The sequence below is a fragment of the bacterium genome, assembly GCA_016702305.1.
GTDB lineage: Bacteria > Electryoneota > RPQS01 > RPQS01 > RPQS01 > JABWCQ01.
Genome location: JADJEH010000001.1, coordinates 864482 through 882403 on the forward strand (window position 1 = coordinate 864482; position 17922 = coordinate 882403).

Sequence of the window (17922 nt, forward strand, 5' to 3'; positions counted from 1 at the left end):
ACCACGGCTTCCAGCAGCCACAATGGAACAGGCAAGCGGGACTCTGAAAGGAACGGATGATTAAGCATGCTTGAAGGGAAGTTCAATTTGCAGTTTTGTTTTTAGCAGGTGCAGGGCTTCGGCCATGACTTCTTCCTGCGAGATACCGAGGCCGCGGCCGGTATCAATTGTAGCTATGTTCAATGCGCCACCAGGGGCACCACACCAGGATTCGTAGGCATCATTCAGTTGTGCCAGGTAGTCCGGGTCAATCGAACGCTCGTACTCCCGCCCCCGGAGTTCTATGCGCCGCAGCAGCGAGGGGACGTCACTCTTTAGATAGATGATGAGGTCCGGACGTTTCAATTGATCCGTCATCGCGTCAAACAACGACCGGTAGTTCTCCCAGTCACGCTCCGACATGAACCCACGGGCGTGCAGAGTTCGAGCGAAAATTTCCGCGTCTTCATAGATCGTGCGATCCTGTACGCATGACTGATGATGGCGCTCGATACCTAATTGACTCTCGAACCGTTTGCTAAGAAAATATACCTGCAGGTGAAACGACCAGCGGCTCATGTCCGCATAGAAATCTGCCAGATAAGGATTGTTGATCACAGGCTCCAGCTCGCAGCGCCAGCCGAGTTGCTGGGCCAGCCGTTGCGCCAGGGTCGTTTTCCCGGCGCCGATGTTGCCGGCGATTGCAATGAAATAGCGGCGCAGGAACGGATCATTCATCAGCAGGGTCGTCCAACAGGTAAAGTCCGAGAGGTTCGTGTGCCGTGCGCGTGCGCACACGCGCGATTGGCCACACGGCAAGTTCGATGGTCAAGGCGACCGTGCAAGACATCAGGTGCCCGCCCCACGTGCGACCGGTCGCATCGGCGACGACGGCATGCAAGTGCCAAAACGGGTCACCGTTGCGTGACGTGAGATTGCCGTTTAATGCGACAAGTTCGACAATACCGGGCACAGCGAAAGTCTGGTACTCGCGGCTCGTTAAGTCATAGTAGGCCAGTACAACATCCGCGACGCCGCCGATTCCAGTGCAAACTGCGGACGGCCAGCCGTGTTGCGCGCACAATTGGTACAACGCGGCAGGAAGCGTGTCACCCGTCGGGACTCGATGCAAGTCCACCGGTCCGACCTTGCTATTGGGCGCTTGCATCGCGGGTGAACCCTTCATCAATTCTCTGGCTGGCCAATTCGGGAAACAAAGAATGTAGAGTCGCGGTGTCAAACGATCCATCCCGATGCAATGTTGCAGCTTCAGGATGCGACGACATCGGCGCCCCGTCCAGCAGGGTCAGAGGCAGACCATAGGAACGCGTCAACGCAAGTCCGGTTTCAAATCGGCTGAGACGTTCCGGTCCGCCGGCATGAAGAATGCCAGTCAGGCGCTGCTTCACACAATTACTGATGACTTCAACCATGGTCGCAAGGTGAATCGGGCTGCGGTACTGGTCGGAGAACAAGCTGACTTGGCGGTGATTCAACAGCTGATCAAGCAGTCCGTCGGTAAAGCTCCTCCCCCACCCGCTGTTTCTGCCGACAATATTGTTGCTGCGCAAAATCAGCGTGGCCGGGAATCCCGCGACAACATCCTCGGCATCACGTTTGGTCTCTCCGTAGACATGAGTTGGTGCTGGCAAATCGGTCTCGGCAAAGCGGCCGCGCTGTCCATCAAAGACCTGATCAGTGGATACGAAAAGAAAATACGCGTTGTAGGCGTGCGACCATTGCACGAGTTGCGCCGTGGTTTTGACGTTTTGCAATCGAGCCTCAGCGGGCTGCCGTTCGCAGTCCAATACACGAGACAACGCCGCGGCATGAATGACAACAGTCGGACGAAAACCCGCAAACAGCGCGTCCAATTCCGAGAATTTCAGGAGGTCGAGGCAGGTTTCCGGAAACGGCAAAGATCGCGGATGCGATCTTCTTATGCCGAGGACATTATGTTCCGCGCGGGCCAATCCAAGTCCAAGGGCCGCGCCCAGTAGACCTGAGGCGCCGGTGATCAGAATCCGTTCGGACATTCCTGCCGCTACCAGAAAAGGCGAACGCTTAGTTGCCCACCGTCGCGAATTCGTTGAGGTTCGATCTGCCAGCCGACACGGTTAGCGCGTTCCGTTTTCGACTGCGTGTCCAATCGCGCGGCATGGAAAGCGCTCACGAGATGATTGACGCCAATCAACGCGACGGCGTAAATGACGCGATTCAGCGAACGATCAGATGTCACGCGCATCTGATCCATGTGCGCACGATTGTGATCACTATCCCACATCCAATACTCCGAGTCCGTGTCATAAAGTGAGGCAAAGCTGCGGTCCGCCAATCGCTGCTCGTTATATTCAAACACGTTCATCCAATTGCCCACGTCAATGTAGAACTCTTTGCCATGGGATCCGCGCACTCCGGCATGCGCAGCGGCAAACGCTTCATATTCGTCACGCATTTGGGTGCCGTGATTGCGCAACGACAGAGCCGCACCAACGAACAGCAGATCGGCGCTGAAGAAAGCGAGCGCATGTTTGGGGCGGCCGAGCTCGTATTGACCCCAGCCCGGAATAATCAGCGACTTGAGAAACGCAGCCTGACCCTTGTCACTCGCCAGCACGTTGGACGAAAGGGCGAAAGACAAGAGCAGGAGGAGACCGATGCGGAGCGGCGTGCGCATAGTCACTTCGGTTAGCGGGCCGTGGGCAGCGGCACGCTAAGAGTTAGCATGCGCGTGAGGTCGCCGTTTATGTTCGTCTTGATATCGTACTTGAGGTCAAGCGATCCCATTTGCGCGGACTCGAGTTTGCGGTTGTGGCTGCGCACAGCAAAGGCGGCGTCCAACGCGGACAGCACGTGATTGACCAACACAATTTCCATCATCGTGTTGCCCTTCTCGAGCAGGTCATTGGCTTCGCCGCGCATGTCGCGGTAGGTGAGAAACATTGCGCTTGTGCCGTCGTAACTCACGGTTGCCGCATCATCGCCGCCGAAACCTGCGCCCCAAATGTGATCCTGGCTCCCGATGGAAATGTCCGCCTGCGAATCGTAAGCGTCATTCCAACCGTAGCCGAACTGCTCAAAGTACTTGCCGATCATCTCGTAATACTGCTGAACATCAAGCGTGTTGATGTCGTGCGTATACGGGGCTGGTAAGTGCTCGGTACGCTCGTCCCAGCTCAGGTCACGCCATTCCGACAGGTCACCTTCATACTTAACGCGCGCGAAGACTTCATTCGCGGCGACCTGGTACTCGCGGAACATGTACACGTCATAGTTGAAATTGCCGGCGGTCCGGACGTTGTTCTTCCACGGACCGGCGTACGATTCAAACTCATCCGTTTTGTCATTGCCTTGCCCGTGATACTGCGCGAAGAGCGCCCAGCCCGCCACTTCGACGGCAAACCACGGCAGCGCACGCAGCCATGAGCCGCCGTACAGTTGACCTGTTCCCGGTACGATCAAACTGAACATAACGGCCCGGCCAATGTTCTTCTTACCCGGCGTCATCGGAGTGGCCGTTTCATCGGCAGCCGTTTGCTCGAACGATGGCGACGCAAATTGCGCCCGATGCGGCGACAGGCCTAAACCCTTGGCTGCGCTCAACGCCGGAAGGCTCAAGCAGGCCATGATCAGCAGAAGTCGAGTCCAACTCGAGAATTGCATGACAGTCTCCAATTATGATGAATGCTTCAATTATGCGAACAATGCGAACACGCGCACGACGAAGGATGTCGCGCGGGCGGAATGATCGGCGTGTAGAAGTCAAACAATATCGTCAGGTAGTAGCGAACCTCATCGCCATAACCTGTCCGCACATCGTCTTCTACAACATCGAATTTGTCAAGTCCGTAGGCCACATCAAATGACACGGCCGTCGGATAGGAATAGAACGAATGCAATGCGAATCGGAGCCCCGCGCCAATATCTTTCTTGGGCGACCTGTCTCCGTAGTCGCCGACCCATGCGTCACCGACGTCGGTAAATACAGAGCCATAGACTCGATTCAATGATATAGGCCAAATAGGCAGCGCGGCCCGCTTAATAATTGGGAAACGATAGGTCAATGTGCCGACCGCTGTACGCGTCCCGCCTAAGCTGTAAAATGAGTAACCGCGCATGCCGGGCAGTCCGCCCGCGTACTGATGGAAAAACGGATCTACATTGGAATCCATATAGCCGCCGCGCAAACGCAGCTCGGCTGCGTGGCTCTTGATCGGCGACTTGAAATAGCGCTCGACGCCAAACTCGAGAAGATTGTAGTTATTAGGATCGTAGATCTCACGCAAACCAATTGCGTCGCCGCCGATCTCGATGTCCTTTATGAAATCGTGATTGGCGCGCGTGAATTCAACGTAACCGCGATAGCCTGCGGCGGGACTAATGTCCGTTAGAATGCCGGGACGGCGGGCGTCCATGTACAATCCAGTCTTCCACGACCAGCCGCGGAAATAGGTCAAACTGACGCTCGATTCATCATCGAAACGATTGTGCGCAACGTACTGGTCGTAAGTCGCCCGCGTCTTGACGTTCATGTTGACCGTCAGCGGCACGCCCAAACCTACGCTGATTTCGTTCAGGTTGTAACGATATCGAATACGGTACTGGTCAAAAATCGGCTCTAAACCGACCGGGCCGTCCTCTTCGCCGATGATGCGGCTGGAGTCCGCGAAGAACGAAGTCAACCGCCGCTGAACGTTGAAGTACTCCGCGAAAATTGTCGGGTAGAATTGTTTGTACTCCACCAGACCGTAAAGATCATACTCGCGTTTCTGGTTAACGGCTGCACCGCCGATAAAGGTCATCTTGTCAAGCACATCGTTCAAGACAAGATACGTCCCGGGCTTGAAGGTATTGTAGTCAAAGGCGATGCGCGGAAACCAATACAGGCTTTCGAAACGCGGACGATACGGCTCAGATGATCGCGGGGTTCCGGTCAACGCAACGTCTTTACGCGGGACGCGGGCCAAGTAGTTCAAACGATCATCCAAAGCGCTGCGCGGCACGCGGACCGGCGCGAAGCTATCTAATACGCAGATGCGAAACCCGTCACCGCAAAACTCGGAGTAGGCGAGTTTCCCACTCGTGACTGCGGGATAAAACGCGCTGCCCAGCACCACCGTAAGCTGCTCCTTGCTCTCGTCGTCCAGATTCAGCCGGTAGATGTTGGCGATCCCGGACTCGTCGTACGAAACGTATAGCGATCGCCCGTCCGCGCTCCACGACGGATCGCGCAATTCGCCGCCGTTCCCGCTAAATTCGTCTTCGAGCGACAGCGAGTTGTCCGTCCGGTTGTACGCAAAGATGCGAATATCCCGGCCGCCGCGTTGGTGATGTGCCACGGCAATGCGGTTACCATCAGGAGACCAGCGCGGCAGATAATACTGCTCATGCGGCACAGAGGGAAGCCGCGTAAGCAGGTCTTCCGCCTTGAATGGCTTGGATTTCCGGCTGACATCAGGCATCCGTGCCAGAGCGATTTCTCGTTTGCCGGATTCATTGATCGTGAAGAGCAGTAATTGTCCGTCGGGACTTACGTCTACCGACTCGGCGCGCAACCCCTTGCTCAGTCGTCGTTCGTGCTTCTTGGCAAAGTCGTAGTAGTACAAATCGTGCAACAACGCGCCATGCGGATTCGCCGTCGAGCGGCGGGCAAAGACGACGCCGCTGTCGTTCGGCATCCAGGCCGGCGTGCCTTGCACTGCGCCCGCGATCAACACAATCGAGTCCGTCGCGACCGTGTAAAGGTAGAGCGAAGATTGACCAAAATACTCACGACCCGCGTTAGAGATAAACAGAAGTCGTGTGCCGTCATGTGACCACCGGGGATACGCACCGACGAAGCCTTTCTTGTCAAGCGTATCCGCTTGCGTAAGGTACGGCTCCAACGCCGCGCGTTCGGCTCCGTAGCGCTGCTCGAGGTCGTTCTTCCACTCGCGGTACCAGTCTACACCCGGCTTACCCGTCACGGACCCGATTGCGTCATTTAAAGTCACTGGCAAGGGGTTCGCCATCTTGCGCGAGATCTTGCCCAAGGTTTCGGCACCCTCCGAGTGATCCGCAATGTAGCGGACCAACGCGAAACCCTGATTGTACACGCCTTCCGATTCCAAGCTCGTCTTGCCAAAGAAGCCCATGTCTTCGAAGCTCAGCAAGCGATTCGCCAGAGTGGCCTGACGCAGAAGCATATCACGGTGGCTATCCCAGAAATCGTAGCCGCTGCCGTCAAACTGATACTGCGCCGTGCCTTCCGCGAACCATGCGGGAATCGTGACGGATGGAAGCGGCCAGCTGATCAGCGTATTGGGATAGCCATACAGCACGTCCGGTCGGCGTTCCGGCTCATAGCCGAGGGCTTGCACATAAAAGGCCGGGAAACGTCGTGTCCACTTGCGCGTCGCCCCGAGTTGAATCATGTGCGTATACTCGTGGGTCACAACATTGCGCAGCCAATTCTGCGTGCCGCGGAAGTCCCAAGCCATCGAAGTCGCAAAGAACTTGATCTTGTTGGACTGGAAGTACGATCCGGCGTTGGCAATGTCGTCTTCATCGGAGAAGATCAGGGAGACCTTCGTATCGGGACGGTAGTCGTACACTTCACAGAGCGGTTCGTGAATCTCCTCGGCGATGTCCGCCGCGAGATAGGCTACCTCTTCGAGACCTTCAGTGTAGTGGATGATGAAGTTCTTCGTTTCGAATGTTCGCCAGATCAGATTCGGCCGGTTGAACTCCGCGGTCTGCGCAAAGGAAAGAGTGGCTGCACTTAGCAGAAGGGCGACAATCCAGATTCGCATCAACGCACCACCGCGATCTTAATTTCCGCGCTGCGGTTTTCGCCCGCGCCGTGGGCCTCCACCCTGCCGATATATACGCCGCTTTGAACACTGGTCGTGTTCCACGGAATCTCAAACGCGCCGGCAAAACTCGACGAACCTGCAAGGTCCGCGACTTTGCGTCCAGCCAAGTCAAAGATTTTCACATCAGCCCGCGCCGCAAAGGGCAACGTCAAGCGGATGTTCGCAAGCGATGTCGCCGGATTCGGCCAGACATACACAAAGTTTTCGCGCTCGTGCACCTGTGGTCGCGCCGCGCCAATAATAATGATGTTGTCCGGCGCTTGATAGATTTCGTTGGCGGCGCCATCGGCCGAAACAGGCAACCGCATTAGCGAAAACATTGTACCATCGCTGTGACGCTCGTGCATCAGAAGGTGCCGCCTATTGACGCCGTCGGCCAGCCGCACTAATTCAGTCTGCCCGTTGATGGCCAAGGGAAAATCAGGATACACGTGAGTTTCGTGATCATAGGCCGCGACCCGGCCACCACGCGTGGTGCCGTCAGCATATTTCTCAACCCTCACTTGCAACAAATCGGGCGAACTGTCGAAGTTCAGATCGTGCGCGGTGGTCATGCCATCCTGCAGTGCGGTGAAATCCTCGCGGGGCGTGTTGTCCGCGCCGTCCGGTCCACCTCCGTCCATCCGGCCGTCTCCGTCCCAGTCCACTTGCGGGGGCATACAGCCGTCACCATTTGTGTGGCCGTTGTCCACGTCAGCGTAATCGCACAGGACTTCGCCGGTTTCGCCATCAAGGTAACCGAAGGTGTCCACAAAGACCACCGTGCGGGCATTTTCTTGTACAACTATGGGACTGACTTCTTGAACGCCCAGTTCTGTAATCCACCGCGTCACCAAAGTATCGGCCACGTCGAAACGTACAATTTTGTCCTGCATCCAGGCCAGAATTGACGGAGTCGGGTAGGTATGATAGTTGGTGAAGTGTCGAATCGCCAAGGCTTCGTCAAAGGCACGAGCCGCGATGAGTGTCATGGCGCTGTCGAAAATGGCGTATCCCGTGGTCGGCGATGGTGGAACTCTTGGCCAAGATTCCCCCGTGAAAAGCAGGCGTTCGCCGCCCGATTGGGTAGTCACATGAAAAACGCGATTCATGACTGATGTAGAAATCGGCACGTCGCGGAAAGTAGAATCGAGACCGCCTTCAGTCCATCCAACGGTTCCTACCGGATTTCCGATAAAACACAGCCGTTCCGCGTCATTGGCTCCGATCGAATACGCCGTGTCCAGGAGCACGCCATCTGGAACGACCATAACAAGTGATAATCCCGAGGAGTCGTCCACAACGAACAGCGTGTCATGCGACTGGGCATAGAATTCACGCTGGCCATCGCCATCCAAGTCTGCAATGGCCCAACGCGCTGCGGTGTCGGCAACGGATACGGGGAAGCCGTCTTCCACGAGGGTTCCACGCACCCGACATGACATTATACTATCTACATCCGTGAAATCACTGATTTCCAGAAATGTAAAACTATGGTCGGTGAGTCGCGCCGACGGCCGCGTGTTGTCATTGAATCGAACGTTGACCGATCCGCCATTCGCTTCGCGAAACGAGCGATTGTCGCGGTACCAGCAATCATCCTGAATTCCCAATTCTGTCCCGGAGCCCGCCGTCGCAAAACCGTACTCGCGTCCAATGTCCTGTGAGCCATCCCCCTCGACAAGGTCCACGCCACGGTTTGCAGGGTCTGCATTCACTCGATTTTCGGCGATCTTGTCCGCGATAACGTCTTCATCGATCTTCCAGAGCAGTAGTCCGCTGCCCGGAAGGCCGAAGTCATAGTGCGATGCGCGAACGGGTACACGGAAGCCTGGTTCGATCGCCATGTCGCCATCGCGTTCGATTCGCATCTCGCGTCCCCCACGATCGAATAACTTCACGTGGAGAAGTGAATCGGCGTCGGCATCTCGATTCTCGAGCAGGTAATACTCGCGATCCGTGACGGCAATTTTGGCGATTCTGGGCGCACTGGAATGACCAAAGCGCGCCAGCCGAAGAGTGTCGCCGGTACCGGAAAGTTCGACTGCCTCAGCCGAGTCCCAACCCATATACAGCCGGGACCACGCGTCAGGCAATGCCGGGACCATCGCATTCACATTTCCCGAGCCCTGATCCATCATGCCCCAGCGGCCGATACCACTCGCGCCCGTTTCCGTGTTGAACAGATCTGGCATTCCAAGCCAATTGCCAAACAGTTTAATCATCACGCCGTTCAGCGAGAGTTCAACGCCAAGCTCCAGGACCTCGGGTTGATTCTGTGCTTCAGGCAGCAGCAGACCACGCGTTACACCCGCTGGCACGCCGCCCGGAAAGCGATTCAGATCATTGGGCGAAATGTAGGCCGAAGGAATGTCAAACGGCGTGTTGTCAAAACCGACGTTGAAATCTTTTCCGACGCCGGCATGAACAACAAGAACGGCATCGTACTGCGTGAAATCGGCATCGGGATCCGCTAACGTCACCGCTTCGACAAATAGTTCGACCAGCCGCAAATTGAGCAGCGCGGTGTCGCTGTTGAAATTGTAGTGCCACATCGGATAGGCCAGCCTGTAGGCAGCGTTATCCGACGCCGGAAAAATGTCCCGCCGAGAAAACGAAATTGCGTTGTTCGACACCGTTGAGTAGTAGTGTTCGAGAAACGCCAGATGGTCTTCGAAGTAAGCCTTATCATGCGGCAGTGGGTCAATTCGCAGAGTGTCCGGGAACCCTGAACCGAAGCTGCCGTCGCCAGTCGTGCCTGTTAGATCGTCCGGCTGAAAGTCAACCCGGATCAGACAGAGGCGAATCGGCTCGCCCGCGGGCCACGGAGCGTCCAAGGTCGAGGCGCTGCCCCGTTCCCAGCGAGCTGGCGCAAACGGTGCGGCCCAGGCGAACGCCTGAGCCAGCACCATGGCCGCACAATAGAAGTATATTCGTTTAGAAATCAACCGAGAGGGAGTAACGCATCGTATCCGTGAGCGGGTGATTCTCACCGGCCGTCAGATAGCTGAAGTCGAAACGGTATGTGCTATATTTGAGAGAAACGCCGAACGTGTACGGAAACACGCGGCCCAAATGGTCATTGTAGTAGCCGCCACGCAGGCCAACGAGTGTTGAGTACCAGTACTCCGCGCCCATGTGCCAGATCAACGACTTCGCCAGATCGCCGTCACCCCATGCCGAGAACAGCGCTTCATAGAACTCATCTGAGCGGCCAAATTCGTCACGCTTAACGAGCTCCTTGTCAAGGTCCGACAGAATGGTCAGCTTATTGAATTCCTGATCGAGAATCTTGTACGCAATTCCGAACTTGAGAGTTGTAGGCAGCGGATCGGCCTGGGCGCGGTCAATGTACGAGACTTTGGGGCCCATATTCGAAAGATTCGCGCCAACCGACAAACCCGACATAAACGGCGCCTTGTAGAGCATACCGAGGTCGGCCGCAATAGCCGTGGCCGTACCCTTACCGGCTTCCGCACCGGCGCCGGTCGGGGACAGATTACTGTAAGCGAGCTTCAAACCGACGCCCATAGAGAGGTTCTCATTCACGAGCGCACCGTAACTGCCGGTGATAGCCAGTTCGTACGATGAAAACGTGCCCAGCTCACGGCCAGTCACGTCCGTACGAACGGTCTCGCCGAGATTCAAGAAGACGAGATTTGCGCCGAACGTACCCCACTCGGGAACTTCGTACGTTCCGCTGACGAACGCGTAATAGAGATCCGACAGATTGAACTGCGGAAGCCACCGCGAGTACATCATCGTCACTTCATTACCGCGCTGAAAGGCCAAGCCCGCCGGATTCCACCAGGTCGCCGTGGCGTCATCCGCCAAAGCTACGAACGACTCGCCCATACCCGCAGGGCGCGCGCCGGGTGCAATCTTCAAAAAGAGCAGCGTCGCCTGACTGACGCTGGCCGCCTGCACCGGAACAGCCATCATGGCTGCTGTAATGCTGAGCGCGATCATCCATCTCTTCATGTGCTCTCCTGAACTGTATCTTAGTTTGAATTGTTTATCGAAGTATCACCAACTTGCCGGTCGCTTCGGCGGTGTAGCCGCGCTGGTGCCGGGCAATCACTTTGTACAAATAGACCCCATTGGCCAGCTCATGCCCGTCGCGATCACGCCCGTGCCACGGACGCGTGCTGTTGCTATTGTAGAGCTGCCGCGTGCTCAGACCGTCAAGCTCGTCCACCAGTTTCCCGGTCATCGTGAAAATCTTGACCGTCACATCCGCCGTGCCATCCTGCGTTAACGAATACGTGAAAAAGGTCTCGGCGGTCATCGGGTTCGGCCAATTCAGGATGTCTTGTATGGCATAGCCCGATTCGCCCGACTCGCCCACGATAAAATCAAACGCGTAGTTGTTCAAATTATTGAACGAATCCCACGCTTCAATCGTCAACCGGTGAGGACCATCCGAAAGCGGGCCAATGGTCCGCGACAGCTCGCCCTCTGTGTAACTGTCCACGTCGTAGTTAAAGAACTGCGTAATGTCTTCGGCTTGCGCGTCGTCTATGCGGGCTGTAATCTTGTGGCCAACTTCGCCGGAAAGATTCAGTCCGGATTCGTCGTCAAGGCGAACGATCAGCACCGGGGTGCGGCTGACCTGATCGCCATTGCGAAACGACGTATTCTCCAACCATGCGCCAATCTGCGGCGGCACGGTGTCGGATGTCGCGGCGGCGGCATTGGCGATTCTCAAAGGTTGCTCGATGCCGATTCCGTCAGCGGAGTCCGGCTCGCTGTCCGATTTCCCAAAGAAATATAGGCTGACTTTGGCATTCTCGCCGCCGTACTGGATGTCACGCGGCACACGGAAAGTCACGTCAAATCTGCCATTCTCAATCGTCGAGCGGCCGCGGAATATCGCGTTGCCCGGCAATCCGTAGTAATAGGGATCAGCGGACGGAGTGCTGCAATCTGAAATCAGCGGGAAGTAATAGGCCGCCGAGTCTTCGGAATCGAATACGCGCGCCTCAACAATGCCTTGGAAATCCGGCCAGACTTCTTCGTCGAAACGTCGGTCATCGCCGGGGCGCGGTTCATAGTCGTTGGCAAGCGCGCTGTTTGTACGAGACACATACCCACTCAGGTGGAATAGGCCGCCGGCCTGCAGCGAGTCGTCCCGTTCTTCCACGAAGGCATAGTACTCAGGCGTCGCCAATCGCAGCACCGGGTCGCCGAACGTATGATAGAGCCGGTTCTCGCCGCGCAACGGCTTTGTCAATAGCAACGCCTCACCCAAACTGCGGCGCCGGTCAATTCCCTGACGGAATATCTCCGTGTAAAACTCTTCGGTGAGCCGCTGGTTTTGTGAAACGAACGTGAATCGGGTCGCGGCGACACAGCCGATGGCCCCAACTCCGTCGGCGCCTACCAGCAACTCCGGAAAGCACCGTTCATTGGGTCGGTCAAAACCACCCCATGTGCAGGTTCCTGCGACAATAACGGGCCACATACGGTTGTTGTCGAGCAGCCCGAAATCACGATCCATGACGAACAACTGCTCATCCGTCCAGACGCGCTCGTTGCCGTGGCCAACGTAATTGATTAACAGCGTGCCGTTGTTAATTGTTTCGATCAAATCGCGAGTGGCATCCGGCTTTTGCGATGTGGAAGCCGATTGCCGGAACGGATACAGTATCTCGTAGATCTTCCGGAACGTGAAGTAGTTCGGCAGAACATTGTTGATCAGATTCTCCGAATCGCGTGTATGGACGGACTCGGCGCAAAAACCCGATTTCCATTCGTCGTCGGCCACGAACGTGGCCGTGTTCTTCCACGGACCGTAAAGCGGATCAGCGGCGTAGTTCACGGTCTTTTCAACAATTGCCGCAACTTCTTGAGGCGTTTGCACGGGCCAGCGGCCTGATATCATGTCAAGCAAAGGTGCCCCATCGTCAAACTCGACATAGTAATCGTCCGTACACACACCAGACGACTCCCATGGCGGCATCCAATTATCGTCCGAGCTCGACACAAGATTGCGATAGTCGTAGTCACCATCGCCCACGAATAGCACATAGCGAGGAGGCTCGGCCGAACCGTCGGAGCCGCGCCAGCGCTCGTGGGCATAGCGCAGGAAATTGCGAATGGCCGTTGGATCGGTTACGCCCCACGAGAACTCGTCGTAGACATCGCTAAGTTTAACGCGGACGGCCGTCAGCGGTTCTTCTTCGTATTCGGCATGCATTTCGACCAGCGGTTCGAGGTCGTCGTACCACGTATCGTATGTCAGAATGATGATGCCCGCTTCATTCTCCGGTTGGCGCAATCGCGAATAGTCGGCCGCATCCGTGACGTGACGGCCACGAAAGATCGGCGTTCGAATCCGGTTCGGATTCGTCCCGAAGTATCGCCGATTTGCCGCGGACAGGGCCGAGTCCGTGAAACTTGATCCGCGCCCCACTCGTATAGAATCGTGCGCGCTGATTTCCATGAGATACGCATCCGCGGCTAAACCGGTCACATACCGGTATCCGCCACTGAGTTCAGGCGCGGGAAATTCGAGCGCGCTGCTGGTGGCTTGCAGCGTCCGGTCATATTCACACTCGATATAGTTCAGCAGTATCTGGCGGCTTGTATTGTTGACCAATCGCACAACGTTATTGCCGGGCACGAACGTGCCTTCCGGAACCGCAATCGTCATAGAACCCGAGAAGGTCCCGCTGCTCACAAGTGTGTTGTTCACGTAGACATTAAAACCCAGACCACCGCCAGAAACAGTATCCATCCTGAGCTTCAACGTGCCCGCACCTGAGCCGACGCTTTCGAGATTCAGCGCAAACGAGCGATCACTGGACGGATCAAGTGTCGCCATGTACCAAATCACGCCGGAGTTTGACTGCCACGCCTGCACCGCGTAGATGAACTGCTCTTGATCCAAATAGGCGCGGCCTTGCACGAACTCAACCGTCTGCGCGTTGCTCAGGTTCGGCAGGCTGCTCATCCGACGTCCGGCTGAACCGCTTGGGTCTATGCCGATCCAGTAGATGTTCTCGGTAGAATAGGGGCTCGCGTGTCCCTGGTCGCTCAGCAGGCTGCCGTCGCAATAGTCAAAACCCTTCAGCCCTTCGGCGAAAAAGAGAATGCGATCCCCTTGATCCAAGCGGCCGTCGCCGCCATCTTCAACAAGGATGGCATTCTCTCGCAATACGGAATCCGGTACGGATAACAGCCCGGCGGGCAAAAGCCTGCCGCCATTTCCAAACAGCTTGATCTGTGACGAGGACACGCCTAACACCGGTACGCCCTGGGATTGCAGCCACTCGACGGTTACCGCATGCAGTGCTGTTTCCGTGACACCAAGTTTGTAAAGTTGAAAAGCCGGCCAAGATTCCGCCGCATCATCCAACGCCGCTCGGCGGGTCTCCGGCATCTGCCACCATCGGGTCGCGTCACGGCCGTTTACGGCCAACTGCGGCAACAGCCCCGCTTCCCGCACATACGGTGCAGCAGGCTGATGGTTGCCGACAAAATCAACAGCAATATCTATGTCATTCAGGATTTGCGTGCCATTTAGCGTCGGATCGGCCAGCCGCAGTTCGACATGGGCAATCTGAAATCCACGCCACCTCTCTATTCGTGCAATCCGGGCACGAGTCAATGGCAAGTCCTGATCTTCCTGACCACTCTCGCTCTCAGGTAATGCGAGCGCCGAGACAGTCATGTTCTGGTGGCGCACCCGCAATTCCGGCTCGCTGCCCACGGGACAGGCGACCAGAATCACTCCGATCGGAATCAGTTGGCCATTGCTTGGGCGCCAATCAGCATCACCCAACAGCACCTTCCAATTCGCCGCATCCACTGGCTTGGCGTCTCGGCGAAGCGACCACCGAAGCTCAATGCCCTCTTCTGAGGATTTCTGCAACGTAGCCCGCGCAAAGACGCAGGGTACCGCCAGAATCAGCAGCCCTAATGTGCTCAACCAGAGTAGCGTTCGAGGATGGGTCAGGGTCATACAAAAAATGCCGAACGGAGTTTACCACCCGTTCGGCACCAATAGGCGAACTTACGGAGCTGGTACACACCGACGTTAGAGGAGTCGTTTAGCATCACTAAGGACGAAAGGCAGGCCAAGGCCTGGGGAAACCTCTAACGAAGGGTCATTCAGCTCCTGATTAGTCCCAACCGTACACCGTTAATATAAACATTCGCAATGGCTTGCGCAAGTCGGTCCCACCAGTTTTCAAAATCAGGTCCACCGCCAGTGGAATTCTAAGTGTTTATTTCTACTTAGATTCGTTCGGCGGCACTCCCGCCACTCTATAATATGGAGACCATGGACCGTCCGCCACGAGCGGTGGACCGTTCAGGGGCTGGTCCATTTCGGCGAGCACAACCTCCATGGCCTGGAAAGCGATTGGGCAGAATTGCCGCCCTACTTCGCTTTCAATCCACCCCAGCGCTTCCTCGCGGGTCAGCGGGCTGCGGTAGGGGCGTTCGTCACAGAGCGCATCAAAGCTGTCGGCGATCGTCATGACGCGGCTCTCGATCAGGATTTCGTCCCCGCGTCGGCCGTCGGGATACCCGGTTCCATCAAAGCGCTCGTGATGCTGCAAGATGATGGCGCGCACATGATCAAAGCGCGGAAGCGGCGATAGTATGTTCGCGCTAATGACCGGGTGCCGCGCAATCTCGCTGCGTTCGGACTTCGATAGCTTGCCAACCTTCTGCAACACCTTGTCCGGCAACGCCAATTTGCCGATGTCGTGCAGCAGCCCCGCCAGTAGAACTTCTTCGCTTGACAGCTGACCACAGCCCAAGACGCGAGCAGCACGTGTGGACAGATCGGCGACCCTCAAGCTGTGTGCATAAGTGACGGCGTCGCGGCACTCCAAGGCGCGAAGAAGAGTCGCGACTGCGGCCCATTCCACGCTCCCGAAAGACGAGGAAGGATGGTGTATAGCGTTATATTCAGGCGATAAATGCATCGCCTGAGAAATCGCAAAGCAAAGGCCAATCTCAGTCGAGAAATGCCGACGAGTCCTCGCCAATTGCACGCAGGAACACAACTTCGAGTTGAGAACTCCCATGCCGATGCTGAAGTTCCGCGACATTTCCCTGATCCCGCACTTCGCCGCGGTGGATCAGGATAATTTCGTCGCAGAGTAACTCCGCCTCACGCATGACATGCGTGGACAGCAGCACACATTTCCCCTGCTCGCGGCTCATCCGCATAAACTGAACAATTTGTGCCGCGGCCAGAATGTCCAAGCCGCTCGTTGGCTCATCAAAGATGAGGACAGGTGGGTCATGCAGAATCGTTCGACCAATGCTGACACGCTGCCGCTGACCGGTCGAGAGCTTCTCACATCGGCGATCAATAAACTCGCGTAAATCCAGTAGCTCGATAATCTCGGCCACTCGCCGTTCGGCCTGCTCATGCGCAAATCCATGCAACGCTGCAAAATAGTGCAGCATTTCCCGCGCGCTCAACCGACCATACACACCCGTCGTCGCCGACAGAAAACCGATGGACCTGCGCACCGCCCGCGGATTCGCGACTAAGTCGTGGCCGACGATGGTCGCGCTTCCTGCCGTCGGCGTGAGCATCGTCGCCAACATGCGAAGCGTCGTTGTCTTCCCCGCTCCGTTCGTTCCGAGCACGCCGAATATCTGGCCAAAATGAGCCGAAAACGTCACGTCGCGGCAACCGACCACGCTCGCACCCGTAGAATCATGGTACGTCTTGCCTAAACCGGCAACATTGACTGCCACATCACTCACGCAAACCTCGAATCACGGACGAGCGGTTTTGAACAGACTGCATCCATTCAGGATTGTAAATCTCGCCACGCTTTGTCGAATGCACGAGATCCAAGTCGCCGAATCCCGAACGGTCCATGAACACGAACAGCACGCCGCCTTCCACGCGCTCATAAGTCCATAGTTCGTGGTCAGGAACCTGTGCCTCGGCATAGCGACGGTCAATCGCATCGGGTTCGCCTAATTGAACAAGCACGCGGCCCCGATCCGTCCGCCAGCCTTCACGATCAAGAAATCCGTAACGACGATTGGCTTCCGCAATGCGCGCGAAGTAGCGATTTGCGGCCTCCGGGTCATCGGGCGACTGTCGGCGCCAGTGCTCCAATAAATAGCGCCGCTTGCCATCCGCATCCATATCCCGCGCACGCCGCAGTTCCTGCTTTGTCAGGACATACTCCATCAAGTTCAGAGCGCTGTCGGGATTAATCGAGTGCAAGATATCACTGCCGCCGGTTGCCACCGCTGAGTTGAAATCTGCGTCCAACGAAAGTTCGCGCCCCTGTTCAAAGTCCTCCGGACGATAAACCCAGAACTTACGGCTGACCCGGCGCTCGGGCTGGCCTTCCTGCTGAACCAAGACTATTAATGTATAAGTGCCGGTGCGCAAAGTGTAAGCAGGGAAACCGTCAGCCACCACCATAGAGGATCCTGGGATCGCCAGCCGGCGCGTCGCGGGCTTCTTGGCGTCAAGGCCGCTCGTGCCGGCGATGACCATGCGCGTCACGGTTACGGAGTCGTTGTGCCTGGTGGTGTCGAGACCATAGCACTCCGCATAGTAATACAGCATGGGCAGGCCGCTGCCGTAGAAATTGGAGGGGTTAGGCACAAAGCGCACGCCGTTGCGGGTGAAGGCAGAGGGATTTGCACCAAACGCCAACTCCGCACCAAGTGCCAAGTCCGAAATGCCGCTCTCCTCGACAATTGCCGGAATCGTGACGTCACGCACAAAATCCGTGCGTTCTGACCATTCGGTTTGGAGCAGCACCACGCTAAACTGATAGTCACCGGGACTCAACAGGTAGCGAAATACATAGGGGAAATAAGCGTCACCGGCCATTACCCGCGTGGTATCTCCGCTGTCCTCAGTGTCGAGCGTGTCCGAACGCAACATGGAGCCGTCCTGCGCAACCGAGCACACCAATGAAAAACGCGCCACAGCGCTGTCGGCGCTGAGACGCGAATAGATTAAGGCTTCCCGCTGTACGCCTGCGTAGACCTCGCAGTACGTCAAGGTGTCGTCGCCATAAAATGAGACGATATCCAGATCGAGGCCGGCCGCCTGAGCGCCGACCGCCGTAATCATCCAACATACTATCAAACAGGCCAGGTGTCGCAT

Annotated in this window: 12 protein-coding genes; all 12 read right to left on the reverse strand. The window is 56.6% G+C overall.

What is annotated here, in order from left to right:
* Positions 1–60: 60 nt before the first annotated feature.
* Positions 61–717 carry a deoxynucleoside kinase gene (locus tag IPH10_03680; GenBank protein ID MBK6910020.1) on the reverse strand — a complete coding sequence of 219 codons (657 nt, stop codon included), beginning with the start codon at positions 715–717 and terminating at the stop codon, positions 61–63.
* Entirely contained in the window at positions 710–1165 is a 456-nt protein-coding gene (locus IPH10_03685; GenBank protein MBK6910021.1) for a DNA-binding protein, read from the reverse strand. Before IPH10_03685 ends, IPH10_03680 begins: the two co-directional genes overlap by 8 nt.
* A complete protein-coding gene (locus tag IPH10_03690) occupies positions 1131–2015 on the reverse strand; it encodes an SDR family oxidoreductase (GenBank protein MBK6910022.1) in 885 nt (294 codons plus the stop codon). Before IPH10_03690 ends, IPH10_03685 begins: the two co-directional genes overlap by 35 nt.
* An 8-nt stretch (positions 2016–2023) precedes the next feature.
* Positions 2024–2656 carry a hypothetical protein gene (locus tag IPH10_03695; protein ID MBK6910023.1) on the reverse strand — a complete coding sequence of 211 codons (633 nt, stop codon included), beginning with the start codon at positions 2654–2656 and terminating at the stop codon, positions 2024–2026.
* Between the two features lie 11 nt (positions 2657–2667).
* Complete coding sequence (locus IPH10_03700) at positions 2668–3642, reverse strand: hypothetical protein (GenBank protein ID MBK6910024.1); 975 nt, start codon at positions 3640–3642, stop codon at positions 2668–2670.
* Positions 3643–3668: 26 nt separating this feature from the next.
* Positions 3669–6770: a PD40 domain-containing protein gene (locus tag IPH10_03705; GenBank protein MBK6910025.1), complete on the reverse strand. Its 3102-nt coding sequence runs from the start codon at positions 6768–6770 to the stop codon at positions 3669–3671.
* Complete coding sequence (locus IPH10_03710; protein MBK6910026.1) at positions 6770–9760, reverse strand: hypothetical protein; 2991 nt, start codon at positions 9758–9760, stop codon at positions 6770–6772. Before IPH10_03710 ends, IPH10_03705 begins: the two co-directional genes overlap by 1 nt.
* Positions 9750–10793 carry a PorV/PorQ family protein gene (locus tag IPH10_03715; protein ID MBK6910027.1) on the reverse strand — a complete coding sequence of 348 codons (1044 nt, stop codon included), beginning with the start codon at positions 10791–10793 and terminating at the stop codon, positions 9750–9752. Before IPH10_03715 ends, IPH10_03710 begins: the two co-directional genes overlap by 11 nt.
* A gap of 34 nt (positions 10794–10827) precedes the next feature.
* Positions 10828–14778 (reverse strand): type IX secretion system sortase PorU, encoded by a 3951-nt coding sequence (gene porU / locus IPH10_03720; GenBank protein ID MBK6910028.1) that lies wholly within the window; start codon positions 14776–14778, stop codon positions 10828–10830.
* A gap of 271 nt (positions 14779–15049) precedes the next feature.
* Positions 15050–15694 carry an HD-GYP domain-containing protein gene (locus IPH10_03725; GenBank protein ID MBK6910029.1) on the reverse strand — a complete coding sequence of 215 codons (645 nt, stop codon included), beginning with the start codon at positions 15692–15694 and terminating at the stop codon, positions 15050–15052.
* Positions 15695–15782: 88 nt separating this feature from the next.
* Positions 15783–16547 carry an ATP-binding cassette domain-containing protein gene (locus IPH10_03730; protein ID MBK6910030.1) on the reverse strand — a complete coding sequence of 255 codons (765 nt, stop codon included), beginning with the start codon at positions 16545–16547 and terminating at the stop codon, positions 15783–15785.
* Entirely contained in the window at positions 16540–17922 is a 1383-nt protein-coding gene (locus tag IPH10_03735; GenBank protein ID MBK6910031.1) for a GWxTD domain-containing protein, read from the reverse strand. Before IPH10_03735 ends, IPH10_03730 begins: the two co-directional genes overlap by 8 nt.